Raw genomic sequence first — 12,318 nt, 5'->3', positions numbered from 1 at the left:
AAAAACAAAAATGCCGGTCAGCGTGGCTGACCGGCATCATCATCGTTGATGCGAAGGGGTCTGTTACAGCTGCGGACCTGCCGCTACCAGACGTTTGCCCTCGTCGTTATCGGTGAAGCGCTCGAAGTTCTTGATGAAGCGCTGGGCCAGATCCTGCGCCTTGGCATCCCACTCGGCCTTGTTGGCGTAAGTGTCGCGCGGGTCGAGGATCGCCGGGTTCACGTCGTGCAGTGCAGTCGGTACTTCCAGATTGAAGATCGGCAGCACCTTGGTCTCGGCCTTCTCGATGGATCCATCCAGGATGGCGTCGATGATGGCGCGGGTATCCTTGATGGAGATGCGCTTGCCGGTACCGTTCCAGCCGGTGTTGACCAGATAGGCCTCTGCACCTGCCGCTTCCATCCGTTTCACCAGCTCCTGACCGTACTTGGTCGGGTGCAGGGAGAGGAAGGCTGCGCCGAAGCAGGAGGAGAAGGTCGGAGTCGGCTCGGTGATGCCGCGCTCGGTACCAGCCAGTTTGGCGGTGAAGCCAGAGAGGAAGTGGTACTTGGTCTGCTCCTTGGTCAGCTTGGAGACCGGGGGCAGCACGCCGAAGGCGTCGGCAGTCAGGAAGATCACCTTGGTGGCGTGACCTGCCTTGGAGACCGGCTTGACGATGTTCTCGATGTGATAGATCGGGTAGGAGACGCGGGTGTTCTCGGTACGGGAGCCATCATCGAAGTCGATGGTGCCATCGGCAGCAACGGTCACGTTCTCCAGCAGCGCATCGCGGCGGATGGCGTGGTAGATGTCCGGCTCGGCCTCTTCGGAGAGCTTGATGGTCTTGGCGTAGCAGCCACCTTCGAAGTTGAACACGCCGTGGTCATCCCAGCCGTGCTCGTCATCGCCGATCAGCTGACGCTTCGGATCGGTGGAGAGGGTGGTCTTGCCGGTGCCGGAGAGGCCGAAGAAGATGGCCACGTCGCCGTCCTGACCCACGTTGGCGGAGCAGTGCATGGAGGCAATGCCGCGCAGGGGCAGGAAGTAGTTCATCATGGAGAACATGCCCTTCTTCATCTCGCCACCGTACCAGGTGCCACCGATGAGCTGCATCTTCTCGGTCATGTTGAAGGCAACAAAGTTCTCGGAGTTGAGACCCTGCTCCTTCCAGTTCGGGTTGGTGCACTTGGCACCGTTCATCACCACGAAGTCAGGCTTGAAGGTTTTCAGCTCTTCATCGCTCGGGCGGATGAACATGTTTTTCACGAAGTGTGCCTGCCAGGCCACCTCGGTGATGATGCGCACGGCCAGCCGGGTGTCCGGGTTGGCGCCGCAGAAGCCGTCGACCACAAACAGGCGCTTGCCGGAGAGCTGTTTGGTGACCAGCCCTTTCAGATGTGACCACACTTCGGGGGTAATCGCTTTGTTATCGTTTTTACCCTGGTCAGACCACCACACAGTATCCTGGGTAGTGGCATCTTTGACGATATATTTATCTTTCGGAGAGCGGCCGGTGAAGATACCGGTGTTGACGTTGACGGCGCCCAGTTCGGTGACGACGCCGCGCTCGAACCCTTCCAGATCAGGGCGAGTCTCTTCCGCGAAAAGCTGCTCGTACGAGGGGTTGCGAACGATTTCCTGGCTGTTTTTGATGCCGTACTGGTCCAGTCCTAATTGTTGGGCCAGGGTGGGTTCTGCCACGATTGTCATTGTATTCTCCTGGGTTCAGAGGTTTGTAGGGTTCTATCTGACGTTCATCCTATCACTTAGGTGGTAGAGTTTAGCGATCGCCATCAAACTTTATAAAATAGGGTGTTTTTTTGTTATTAAAGTTAAAGGCGGGTTTTGCCCGCCTTTAATTAGTGTAACTTGTTTGCATCATTGCCGGGAGCCCTGCTGAACAGGGTTTCGACATCGATCCCATTAAATTGGTACTGGGCGCCGCAATAATCACAGTGCATGTCGATCTTGCCGAGCTCCTGCACCATATCCATCACCTCTTCCTTTTCTATCTGCAGCAGGGCCCCTTCGCAGCGCTCGCGGGAGCAGGTGCAGCGGAACTCGACCGCCTGCGGATCGAACACCCGCACCTTGTCCTGATGGTAGAGACGGTAGAGGATCTCCTCGGCTTCCAGACCGAACAGCTCTTCATCCTTGATGGTGCTGGTGAGCTGGGTCAGGTGCTCGAAGTCGTTGCTGTGATCCTCGCTTTGGGCGGGCAGCTCCTGCAGCATGATGCCGGCGGCGCGAGGTTCGCCTTCGTGGTAACCGGTGCGGATCCACAGCTTGGTCGCCAGCTGCTCGGACTGCGCAAAGTAGTGCTCCAGACAGCCAGCCAGGGTGTCGGCGTCCAGCGCGATGATGCCCTGATAGCGTTCGCCCTGATCCGGGGTGATGGTGATGACCAGCTGGCCGTTGCCGATCAGGCTCTGCAGCTTGTTGTCGCTCGGCAGTTCGCCTTCAAAGCGGGCCACGCCGCGCAGCTGCTGGTTGTGGTCGCCGTTGATGACGGCCAGACGCACCGGGCCATCGCCCTGCAGCTGAACGGTGATGGAACCTTCAAACTTGAGGGTGGCGGTCAGCAGGCTGGTGGCGACCAGCAGCTCGCCCAGCAGTTTTTGCACCTGCACCGGGTAGTTCTGGGCTTCCACCACATGGCGGTAGGTGTGATCCAGCTGGACCAGCTCGCCACGTACTTCGTACTCTTCAAACAGATAGCGATACAGCAGATCTTGGTTGCTCATCATATGTTCCTGGGTTCTTCGGTGAGGTAAATCGGGCGGGCTGGGGTTGAGGCCAGCCCGGTATCAAATCGGGGTCGGTCAGTACTGTTTGACCTTGAGCAGCTGGCGCCGCTCCTGCTTGTCGGGACGACGCTCCGGGCTCGGCGCAAACTGGCTGTTGAAGCGGCGCGCTTCGCTGTTTTCAGCCCGCTTTTTCAGGCTTTCGGCGGTCTCTTCATAGAGCTGCTGGGCGAGCGGTGCCGATTTGCGCTGATCGCTGATGGCCAGCACCCGCACTTCCCGCTCATCCTGCCCCTGCCAGAAGCGGATCAGCGCACCCACTTCCACCTGTTTGCCCGGTTTGCTGCGCTGACCATTGTAGTGCACCTTGCCGCCGTCAATCTGCTCCCGCGCCAGCGAGCGGGTCTTGTAGAAACGGGCCGCCCACAACCACTTGTCGAGACGAACCTCAAGGGCGCTTTCCGGATGATTGGCCATGAACCGGCTCCATAACGGGGAAAAGGGGTGGTCGATTATACCAGAGGCGGGCCGCTGGATAGAAACCGGCCGGCAGCGAAGGCGTGCCCCGCTGCTGTCCTGACCACGCAACATATGGGCAGTTTGCTGATTAACAAGGGAAAAGCGGGGGATCTGGCCGTAAGGGGTAGATTGCCTGCCATATGTTGCATAAAAGATGTCGCCCCTCGCGGGGCGCCATCGTTCAGTGCAATTGGCCGGTCAGGTCGGTGATCAGAAGCGATCCTGCGGTTCGACTTTCTTCTCCTCCTTGCCTTCGCTGTGGGCGATGGCGGTGCGGATCAGGTCAACCCCGGCACGGATAATCAGCACCCCCATGTTGACCAGCTTGACGCAGACCCACATGAAGGTGATGAGCAGGATCAGCTTGAGCACGGTCTGGAACGCTTCCAGGAAGTTCTGCTCCAGCTGGGCGGTCAGGCCGTTGGCGCTGGTCATCAGCCAGGTGTAGACCTCGCGCACGAACGGGATGCGGCTTGGCATCTCCAGCACGTCCAGTGCCGCAGGCAGGGCCTGAAAGATGACGATGCTGCCGAACAGGATCAGGATGACACCGATGGCGATGCCGAGGAAAAAGCCGAACTGTCTCATGGAGGGCTCCAGCGGTTGCTGCATGACATTGAAGATAGCCGCCAATAGTAGGGAGTGCCCTCGCTCATCGCAATCTTCCCGGTGCGGCCATCATGGCCGGATCAGCGCAGAACAGGCCGCCAGCATTGCCCAACTATCTGATTTCTGGGAGGCTTGTCGCCATTGTGCATAGGGAAAGCAAATTGATGTCGAGAACCCTCTTTTTACTGTTGCTGGCGCTGTTTGCCGCTCTGCCAGCCCTGAGCGCCGAACCGGCGGCACCGACGGCGGCAGTCTGCGCCATCCGCCATCAGGATCAACTGCTGCTGGTGCAGGATCGCATCTCCTCCCGCTACAGCCTGAGCGGCGGCTACATAGATGGCGACGAGCGCCCCGAGCAGGCGGCGCTGCGCGAGCTGTATGAAGAGACCGGCCTGCGCGGCGAAGTCGTCGCGGATCTTGGCCGCTGGCAGAAAGCGCAGGTTTTTGCCTGCCGCACTCTGGAGCCTATCGTCGCCCAGCAAGATTCCGATTTTGTCTCGCTGCTGCAGGCCCCCAATCTGGGCGGAGAGATCCTCAACGCCCGCTTGATCGCGGTGGACAAGCTGCCCCGCGCGCAGCGCCGCTTCCCCGATCAGCTCGACTGGCTGCAAGCCCGACTTGGCGAGCTGCCCGAGAGCGAGGTGCGTTGGCAGGCCGATTTCGTGGCGCAGGGCAATGCGCTGCATCAGGCCGAGATCCCGCTGATGATGCGCCTGCAACAGTGGCTGGGGCCCGATGTCTGGTGGCTGTCGGTCAGCAATCTGTTTGGTTCAGGCGGCTTTCAGCTTGCCCTGATACCTTTGCTGCTCCCGCTGCTCGGGTGGCCACGGCTGCGCCAGCTGCTCTTTGCCATGCTTTGGCTCGGGCTGCTGGTGCAGGCGAGCAAGGAGGGGATCGGCTGGCCGCGCCCCTTCCATCTGCAACCTGAACTGGCGACTCGCAGTGCCCAGGGCTTTGGCATGCCGAGCGGTCACACCGCATCGGCCCTGCTGTTCTGGGGCGCGCTGCTTGGCTGGCTCTGGCCTGCCCGGCGCGGGCTGGCCTACTCGCTGGCGCTGCTGCTGGCGCTGACCACCGGTCTGGCGCGGGTCTGGCTCGGGGTGCACTTTATCTCCGATGTGGCGGTTGGCCTGCTGATTGGTGCCTTGCTGCTGGCGGTTCGCCCATACTGGCGGCTGGATCAGCGCGCTTCTGTCTGGGGCTTGCTGATCGCCGCCGCACTGGTTTGCGCTGGCCTGAGCCAGTCGGCCCATCTGGCCGGGATCGGGCTGGCGGCGCTGGGCCTCTGGCTCGGGGGAAGGGCTACGCTGGTGCGCGACGGTTATTCCCCGTGGCTGACCGGCGCCGTGGTGCTGGCGGGCATGCTGCTGATGGTGGCGGGCGCATGGGCATTGCCGCTGTTGACCAGTAGTTCGCTCACTATCCTGCTTGGTCAGTTTGTGCTCTTTTTCGGGCTGGGGCTCTGGTTGAGCGCTGGCCTCTGGTGGATACTATCTCTCTTGAAACAAGACTCTCGACCCAGGGGCGGATGCCCTGACAGGGAAACCCTATGAACATGAAAAAAGTGGATTTGGCCAAGATAACCCTGGGGGTGCTGTTTCTCAGCATCCTGATTATCTCCTGTTTCCTGGTGCTGCAGCCCTTCCTGCCCGCGCTGGTGTGGGCCACCATGATCACTATCGCCACCTGGCCGTTGATGCTGATGGTGCAGCGGGTGTTGTGGGGCAAACGGTCGCTGGCGGCCCTCTTCATGACGCTGGTGCTGCTGCTGATGTTCGTTATCCCGCTCTTTATGACGCTGGCCAATGTGGCGGAGAAAGCGCCCATGCTGATCGAGCTGGGCACCAATATCAGCCAGTCGCCGCCGCCGGAGCTGCTCTGGCTGCAACAGATCCCGCTGGTAGGCGACAAGCTCTACGGCTTCTGGCAGCAAATTCTGGCGAGCGGTGGTCAGGTGCTGTTTGCCAAGCTGGCACCCTACTTTGGTCAGACCGCCCGCTGGCTCGCCGCTCAGGCGGGCAATCTGGGGCTGCTGTTCGTTCACTTCCTGCTGACTGTCGGCATCTGCGGCCTGCTCTACCACTCAGGTGAAGTGGTGGCGACCGGCATTCGCCGCTTCGCCCACCGTCTGGCCGGGCAACGGGGCGACAACGCCACCGTGCTGGCCTCCCAGGCGATCCGTGCCGTGGCCATGGGTGTGGTGGTGACCGCGCTGGTGCAATCCTCGGTGGCCGGTATCGGCCTGCTGATTGCCGGTATTCCCTACGCCATGGTACTGGTGGTGGTGATGTTCCTGCTGATCGTCGCCCAGATCGGCCCCTTCCCGGTGCTGCTGGCCTGTATCGGCTACCTCTACTGGAGCGGCGACACCACCTGGGGCACCTTCCTGCTGGTCTGGTCACTGTTTGCGGGCACCATGGACAACTTCCTGCGCCCCTTCCTCATCAAGCGTGGCGCCAATCTGCCGCTCATCCTCATTCTGGTGGGGGTTATCGGCGGCTTGCTGGCGATGGGGATCATCGGTCTGTTTATCGGCCCCGTGGTGCTGGCGGTGGGTTACACCCTGCTGGATGCCTGGATCAAGGAAGATGAGCAACCGGCGACCGCCGCGGTTGAAGCTCCCAAGGCCGAGTGATGGTTCGGTAACAAGACGATTCAGCCATCAACTGATGATGCCAGGAGCCGCCCATAAGGGCGGCTCTTTTGTTTGTGGTGATCGTGGTTTATGGCGATCGAGTCAGATTGGTTGATCCTCGCCAGCCTCCATATCCCACATATGACCGTCTCATGTAGGTTCGATTAGCGAAGCGTAATCGGACGATCGAGATGCCGCTGGCCGGTTCTATCCATAAGTCGGCGGTGGCCCGTCAGAGGGGGAATACGGGTGACTTATGGCGGTAAAGCAGACCGGGTAAGCGGTATAAGCTGAATTTATGGGTTTGTGTTAAATGCCCCAATTTTTGCTTATACAGACGCCTGTCCAGCCCCCAAGCCACGATTTGGCCCGCTACAGGCCAGCCATAGGCAATGGCCGATTTGTCCAACCCGTATGCAACTCGTGTTACTGCCCATGTTGGTTCAAATAGCGAAACTGATAGGAGAATCGAGATGCCGCTGTTCCGGTATTTCCGTGAATCAGCGGCATTTGGCAGAGAAGAAATATGGATGGCCGTTATCGCGGGGGAATTAATTTACGCGAACGTCCGATTACGCCTGACGGCTAATCGAACCTACGGGCTGGTGGAGTTTGTTATGTGCTTTACTGCAAAATTTAGGATAGTCCGTATTTTGCCTGATAAAGCAGGTTTAGTTATTAACCAGTCGGCTATTGCTGGTGATACTTTGTAATAGATATTAACAAAGGTCCTACCCGCGACATTTTTTAATAATGTGTTATCTCGATATTTTCGCAGCTCTCTTACTTGGTAACACGAAGGATCACCATAGACAGCAGTAGCAATAAAACACTGACTGAAAGTTTTTACTGTTGCAGCACAATAGGGGCAAACCGACTTTTCTGGGCTGCCTCGATAAGTAATGAGTCTAGGAACAATTTTTTTACCACAAATTGGACAGTTGATTCTGTCATCAGTAGGCCGAGTATTTTGCGAAGGTGCTTTCGCAGTAATTGTGATATTGATTGCTCTCGGACCTTTATTACCAGGCTTTGACTCAAACTGAACTGAATCGCCATTTGATGGCAGCGATGCGCCATTGATGCTCTGAACATTAAAGTAATGATCTTCTCCAGCTTCAGACGTAATGAAGCCGTAACCCTTCTCTGAGCTGAACCATTTTACAGTGCCTTGCACGACATACCCTTTTTCTTAGTTACACATAAAAATAATTAGATGGAGGGTAGTATTAATCCATTAATAGGCCCTCCATATAACTCTGCTTTGTTCTGCTTTCCGCGAAAAGTTATTTTAAATCACAACATCGCCGCCAATCTCAGGGGCTGAACGCATTCGCTCAACATTTCCCTTTGGCTCTGGTTTTTCGCTGCTGAGCAAAAATACACTTCTGGGGCGGCAATGGAAAGCGCCACCGAGTCTCAGCCTCTTGAATAACTCGGGAGTGTGACCAAGGTGACACTCCATATGACATAGCTGGCCAAGATACGGAACGGTGGCTGAACAAAAATGGGCATGGCGATATAACCCGGGGCGTGGCAACGCCCCGGGCTATCAGTGGTTAGGGGAGGGTCAGGCAGGCTGGTGGAGGGTGATGCAGTGAATGCCGCCGCCACCGGCGGCGACCGGATCAATATTGATCTGCACGATTTCGCGACCGGGGTAGAGGCGGGTCAGCAGCTCGTGGCAGTAGCTATCGGCGGCCTTGTCGCCAAACTCGGGGGCGATCACCGCGCCATTGATCGGCAGATAGTTGATATAACCGGCGGCAAAGTCGCGGCTGCGGCTAAAGCGGTTGTCCCGCCCATCGAGCGGGGGCGGCAGCACATGCAGCTCCAGCTTGTTGCCGTCGGCATCGGTGGCCTGCTTGAGGATGGCCATATGCTGGCGGGTCACCTCGTAGTCGTGGGACTCCGGGTCGTTGTCCAGATTGACCACCACCACCCCGGGGCGGACAAAGCGGGCGTAGAAGTCGACGTGGGCATCGGTGATGTCCTTGCCCTTGATGCCCGGCAGCCAGATGATTTTGCGCAGCCCCAGATTGGCTTTCAGCTCCGCCTCCAGTTGCGCCTTGCTCACCCCCGGGTTGCGGTTGCTGTTGAGCCAGCAGCTCTCGGTCATGATGGCGGTGCCGTTGCCATCCACCTCGATACCGCCCCCCTCGCCAGTCAGCTTGCTTTGCAGATAGCGGGCATCCGCCTGCTTGCTGACCAGCTCGGCTACCCCCGCGTCCTGTTCGTGCTCCTGCTTGTCGCCCCAGCCGTTGAAGTTGAAATCCACCAGCCCCAGCTCCCCTTCGCCGTTCTGGACGAAGACGCCGCCGGTATCGCGCAGCCAGATATCGTCCAGCTCGGCGACGATAAAGCGGGTGTTCTGCTCGCCACAGAGTTGGCGGGCCAGCGCCTGTTCGGCTTCGCGGCAGAGCACGTTGACCTGGGTATAGGGCACCATGGCCTGCACCAGCCGGCCGATGGTTGCCTGCACCTCTTTGTAATCGCGGCCCCAGATGGCCGAGCTGGCGGCAAAGGCGACCCAGACCCGGGTCTGGAACGTCGACTCTTCCGGCATATGAAAGGGTGTGTTGGCGCTCGCCAATGCGCTCTCTTCCGGGTTAGCGCCGTCGGCCGCGAAGGCTTTGCCGGGCAGGTTGCCGAGCCCGGCCAGCGCACCGATGGCCGCCAGCTGTTTCAATACGTTGCGTCGGGATGGCATGAAAAACTCCTTATGATTCATAGGCTGCTCTTGAAGCGAGTCCAGGCCCGCATGCGGGCTCGCATGGCGGATTGCGCGATATCCTGGCCCGGGATGAGCCGCTGATAGGTGGCGTCATCCAGATAGATATCCGGGTTGCCGGTCATGGCCGCATCAACCATGGATTTTGCTTTGGCACTGGCAGTGGGATAACCGGTGCTGTTGCTGATGGCCGCCATGTTGGCCGGGCGCATCACAAAATTGATAAAGGCATAGGCGTATTCAGGATGGGTGGCATCCGCCGGGATCGCCATGGTATCCATCCAGATAGTGCTCCCTTCATTGGGTAAACGGTACTCGAATTGATCCTTCTTGCCAGCCTCGGCGGCGCTGCGACGCGCTTGGGTCATGTCGCCGCTGTATCCGAGGGAGAGGCATATGTCGCCGTTGACCAGCTGGGTGGCCGGTTGGGACTGGAATTTGCGGATATAGGGTTTGATCCCCTTGAGCAGGGCCAGGGCCGCATCCAGATCCGCCGCTTTGCCACTGCGGGGTTCACGTCCCAGATAGTGGAGCACTACCGCCAGCACCTCGTCGGGGGAGTCGATGATGGAGATGCCACAGTCAGCAAATTTGGCCGCCAGTTCGGGCTTGAACAGCAGGTCGAGACTGTCCGTCGGGGCATCCGCCATCCTCTGCTTGATCATTCCGGCGTTGTAGGTGAGCCCTATGGTGCCCCATGTGTAGGGGACCACCGCATCCCGTGAATGGGGATAGGCTTGCTGGATCCGCTGCAAACCCGGCTCGATGTCGGCCAGATGCTGCAACTTGCTCTTGTCGAGCGGTTGCAGGCTGCCGGCACGCATCAGCCGCTCCGCCACCGTGTCGCCGGGGAAGATCAGGTCATAACCGCTGTGACCGGCCATCAGCTTGGCTTCGAGGGTTTCGCTGCTGTCCATGACGTCATAGATGACCCGGATCCCGGTCTCTTTGGTAAAGGCGCTGAGGGTATCGGGGGCGAAATAGTCCGCCCAGTTATAGAGGCGCAGCACCTTGTCGGCCGGTTGCTCCTGGTCGAGCGCGGCTGCAGTGCCGGTGCACAACATGGTCGCGAGCAGCGCCAGCGTGCGGGATAGTCTGCCTGTCATGCCAACACTCCTCTGTGGTTGCCCGTCATCCGGCTCTGGTGGCCATCCAGACTCTGCAAGGTGCCATACATCTCGGGGCGGCGATCCCGATAGATGCCCCAGCTCATGCGCTCCTCGGCCATGGCCGCGAGATCCAGCTCCTGCACCAGCACGCCCGGGGTGGTTCTGTCCGCCTCGGCGAGCAGCGCCCCCTTGTGGTCGGTGATGAACGAGGAGCCGTAGAACGTCATCTGCAGGTCGGGATCCGTGGTGGCCACCTCGTTGCCAATCCGGTTGGCGGCTATCACCGGCAGGATGTTGGCGGCGGCATGGCCGCGCTGGGTCAGCTGCCAGTGATCGCGGGAGTCGAGATGGGCCGCCCCCGGCTCCGAGCCGATGGCGGTGGGATAGAGCAGCAGCTCAGCCCCCTGCAGGGCCATGCTGCGCGCCGCCTCGGGGAACCACTGATCCCAGCAGATGCCGACGCCGATCCGCCCTGCCGCGCACTCCCAGACCCGAAAGCCGGTATCGCCGGGGCTGAAGTACTCCTTCTCCTGATAGCCGATGGCATTGGGAATATGGGTCTTGCGATAGACCCCCAGCAGCTTGCCGTCGGCATCCGCCAGAGCCAGCGAATTGAAGAAGGCGTTGCCGGCCCGTTCGAACCAGCTGATGGGCAGCACCACGCCAAGCTCGCGAGCCAGTGCCGAGAAGCGGCGCAGCACCCGGCTCTGTTCGAACGACTCGGCCAGCGCCAGATGGCCGTGGTGCTGCTCGATGCAGAAGTAAGGAGTAGCAAACAGCTCTTGCAGCAGGATAAGACCCGCCCCTTTGGCGGCCGCTTCCCGCACCAGACTCTCCGCCATGTCGAGATTGCGTGGCAGATCCCAGCTGCAGGCAAACTGGGTGGTTGCGACGGTGATGTTGCCCATCCTCTTATCCTCGTACCGGCCATGCCGGCTGTTGCTGGGTGATGCAGTGGATACCGCCGCCGCCGTGTGCCAGCTGGTTGATCTGCACCGGTACCACCTCCCGCTGCGGGAAGGCGCGCTGCAGCACTGCTGCCGCTTCCCGGTCGCTGGCCACGCCATAGGCGGGCATGATGATGGCGCCGTTGGCGATGTAGAAGTTGGTGTAGGAGGCACAAAAGACCTCGGCCTCTGCATCGATGGCCTCGCTGGCCTCGTAGAGATCCTGCAGCTCGAACGTGCACCCTCTGGCATCGGTGGCCAGCATCAGGGCGCGGCGGTTTTCCCTGACGATACGGGCATAGGTCGAGCTGGTATCGCGGGTGGCGTCCACCAGCAGCTGGCCGGGGCGACTGAAGGCACAGACTCCGTCCACATGGCCATCGGTCATGTCGCCGGTGACATGGTCGGGATCCCCCGGCAGCCAGATGGTCTTCTCGATGCCGAGCAGGCGGCTGAAGATTTGCTCGATCTCGCCCTTGCTGATCCCCGGATTGCGATTGCTGTTGAGCAGCACCGATTCGGTGGTGATCAGGGTGCCTTCGCCGTCCACATGGATGGCGCCCCCCTCGTTGGCCAGAAAGCTGCCGATGGTATCGAGCTCCAGACTGTTGAGGATGCGGCGAGCCAGCCCTTCATCGAGCGGGTGGGCCGATTTGCCGCCCCAGGCGTTGAAGCGCCAACTCACCCCGGCACTGCCCAGTTGCGGGTGGCAGATAAAGGTGGGGCCGGAGTCGCGGCACCAGCTGTCATCCACCGCAATGGGGACAAGGGTGACCCGCTCGTCACAGAGCGCGCGCGCCTCGGCCAGCGCGGAAGGGTCGACCACCAGCTTGACCGGCTCGAACCGGACAATTGTATTGACCACCCGGGCGAAGTCCTGCTGCACTCCGGCGAGGGTGACGCCCCAACCTGACTCCCATAGCGCCTTGTTGTGGGGCCAGACCATCCAGGTCGCTGCGTGCTGACACCACTCGGCGGGCATAAACCAGCCTTTTGCCACGATTCCCTGTTCCCGCATATCACCACCCTGATTAGGTACTATTAA

At 60.0% G+C, this 12,318-nt stretch carries 12 protein-coding genes; 3 read left to right on the top strand and 9 right to left on the bottom strand.

The annotated features are described in order from the left end of the window. Positions 1 to 63 precede the first annotated feature (63 nt). The 4 genes from pckA to I6L40_RS00130 all read right to left on the bottom strand — a co-directional run bounded on the left by pckA (position 64) and on the right by I6L40_RS00130 (position 3,830). Positions 64 to 1,689 (bottom strand): phosphoenolpyruvate carboxykinase (ATP), encoded by a 1,626-nt coding sequence (gene pckA, locus I6L40_RS00145; RefSeq protein ID WP_041209673.1) that lies wholly within the window; start codon positions 1,687 to 1,689, stop codon positions 64 to 66. 149 nt (positions 1,690 to 1,838) lie between these two features. Beyond that, positions 1,839 to 2,723 carry an Hsp33 family molecular chaperone HslO gene (gene hslO, locus I6L40_RS00140; RefSeq protein WP_033113738.1) on the bottom strand — a complete coding sequence of 295 codons (885 nt, stop codon included), beginning with the start codon at positions 2,721 to 2,723 and terminating at the stop codon, positions 1,839 to 1,841. A 78-nt stretch (positions 2,724 to 2,801) separates the two neighbouring features. Beyond that, positions 2,802 to 3,200: a ribosome-associated heat shock protein Hsp15 gene (hslR, locus tag I6L40_RS00135; RefSeq protein ID WP_216994822.1), complete on the bottom strand. Its 399-nt coding sequence runs from the start codon at positions 3,198 to 3,200 to the stop codon at positions 2,802 to 2,804. Between the two features lie 252 nt (positions 3,201 to 3,452). After that, the gene (locus I6L40_RS00130; protein WP_033113750.1) at positions 3,453 to 3,830 is read right to left on the bottom strand and encodes a hypothetical protein; all 378 of its coding nucleotides are present in this window, start codon (positions 3,828 to 3,830) and stop codon (positions 3,453 to 3,455) included. 185 nt (positions 3,831 to 4,015) lie between these two features. On the opposite strand from I6L40_RS00130, the gene I6L40_RS00125 reads away from it, so the two are divergent. The 3 genes from I6L40_RS00125 (at position 4,016) to I6L40_RS00115 (ending at position 7,199) form a co-directional block, all read left to right on the top strand. Next, positions 4,016 to 5,404, top strand: coding sequence for a phosphatase PAP2 family protein (locus I6L40_RS00125; RefSeq protein ID WP_216994821.1), 1,389 nt, complete (start codon positions 4,016 to 4,018; stop codon positions 5,402 to 5,404). Continuing rightward, entirely contained in the window at positions 5,401 to 6,486 is a 1,086-nt protein-coding gene (gene ydiK / locus I6L40_RS00120; protein ID WP_198505704.1) for an AI-2E family transporter YdiK, read from the top strand. The genes I6L40_RS00125 and ydiK overlap by 4 nt, the downstream gene beginning before the upstream one ends. A 473-nt stretch (positions 6,487 to 6,959) precedes the next feature. After that, positions 6,960 to 7,199 carry a hypothetical protein gene (locus I6L40_RS00115; RefSeq protein ID WP_216995459.1) on the top strand — a complete coding sequence of 80 codons (240 nt, stop codon included), beginning with the start codon at positions 6,960 to 6,962 and terminating at the stop codon, positions 7,197 to 7,199. Here I6L40_RS00115 and I6L40_RS21135 read toward each other — a convergent pair. The 5 genes from I6L40_RS21135 to I6L40_RS00090 form a co-directional block, all read right to left on the bottom strand. Next, positions 7,082 to 7,663: a cold shock domain-containing protein gene (locus I6L40_RS21135; RefSeq protein ID WP_216994820.1), complete on the bottom strand. Its 582-nt coding sequence runs from the start codon at positions 7,661 to 7,663 to the stop codon at positions 7,082 to 7,084. The genes I6L40_RS00115 and I6L40_RS21135 overlap by 118 nt on opposite strands. Positions 7,664 to 8,056: 393 nt before the next feature. Further along, positions 8,057 to 9,196 carry an agmatine/peptidylarginine deiminase gene (locus tag I6L40_RS00105; RefSeq protein WP_216994819.1) on the bottom strand — a complete coding sequence of 380 codons (1,140 nt, stop codon included), beginning with the start codon at positions 9,194 to 9,196 and terminating at the stop codon, positions 8,057 to 8,059. A 17-nt stretch (positions 9,197 to 9,213) separates the two neighbouring features. Next, positions 9,214 to 10,323 carry an extracellular solute-binding protein gene (locus I6L40_RS00100; protein ID WP_216994818.1) on the bottom strand — a complete coding sequence of 370 codons (1,110 nt, stop codon included), beginning with the start codon at positions 10,321 to 10,323 and terminating at the stop codon, positions 9,214 to 9,216. Next, positions 10,320 to 11,234, bottom strand: coding sequence for an N-carbamoylputrescine amidase (gene aguB, locus I6L40_RS00095; RefSeq protein ID WP_216994817.1), 915 nt, complete (start codon positions 11,232 to 11,234; stop codon positions 10,320 to 10,322). The genes I6L40_RS00100 and aguB overlap by 4 nt, the downstream gene beginning before the upstream one ends. 4 nt (positions 11,235 to 11,238) lie before the next feature. Next, a complete protein-coding gene (locus tag I6L40_RS00090) occupies positions 11,239 to 12,291 on the bottom strand; it encodes an agmatine/peptidylarginine deiminase (RefSeq protein WP_254204065.1) in 1,053 nt (350 codons plus the stop codon). Between the last annotated feature and the right edge of the window lie 27 nt (positions 12,292 to 12,318).

The sequence above is a fragment of the Aeromonas sp. FDAARGOS 1410 genome, assembly GCF_019048745.1.
GTDB lineage: Bacteria > Pseudomonadota > Gammaproteobacteria > Enterobacterales > Aeromonadaceae > Aeromonas > Aeromonas jandaei.
Note: the sequence above shows the minus strand (reverse complement) of the source record. Positions and strands in the feature narration are given on the sequence as shown.

What these genes read in the sequence shown, in the direction of transcription:
- pckA (WP_041209673.1), bottom strand. Translation starts at nt 1,689, where the DNA reads ATGACAATCGTGGCAGAACCCACCCTGGCCCAACAATTAGGACTGGAC.
- hslO (WP_033113738.1), bottom strand. Translation starts at nt 2,723, where the DNA reads ATGAGCAACCAAGATCTGCTGTATCGCTATCTGTTTGAAGAGTACGAA.
- hslR (WP_216994822.1), bottom strand. Translation starts at nt 3,200, where the DNA reads ATGGCCAATCATCCGGAAAGCGCCCTTGAGGTTCGTCTCGACAAGTGG.
- I6L40_RS00130 (WP_033113750.1), bottom strand. Translation starts at nt 3,830, where the DNA reads ATGAGACAGTTCGGCTTTTTCCTCGGCATCGCCATCGGTGTCATCCTG.
- I6L40_RS00125 (WP_216994821.1), top strand. Translation starts at nt 4,016, where the DNA reads ATGTCGAGAACCCTCTTTTTACTGTTGCTGGCGCTGTTTGCCGCTCTG.
- ydiK (WP_198505704.1), top strand. Translation starts at nt 5,401, where the DNA reads ATGAACATGAAAAAAGTGGATTTGGCCAAGATAACCCTGGGGGTGCTG.
- I6L40_RS00115 (WP_216995459.1), top strand. Translation starts at nt 6,960, where the DNA reads ATGCCGCTGTTCCGGTATTTCCGTGAATCAGCGGCATTTGGCAGAGAA.
- I6L40_RS00105 (WP_216994819.1), bottom strand. Translation starts at nt 9,196, where the DNA reads ATGCCATCCCGACGCAACGTATTGAAACAGCTGGCGGCCATCGGTGCG.
- I6L40_RS00100 (WP_216994818.1), bottom strand. Translation starts at nt 10,323, where the DNA reads ATGACAGGCAGACTATCCCGCACGCTGGCGCTGCTCGCGACCATGTTG.
- aguB (WP_216994817.1), bottom strand. Translation starts at nt 11,234, where the DNA reads ATGGGCAACATCACCGTCGCAACCACCCAGTTTGCCTGCAGCTGGGAT.
- I6L40_RS00090 (WP_254204065.1), bottom strand. Translation starts at nt 12,291, where the DNA reads ATGCGGGAACAGGGAATCGTGGCAAAAGGCTGGTTTATGCCCGCCGAG.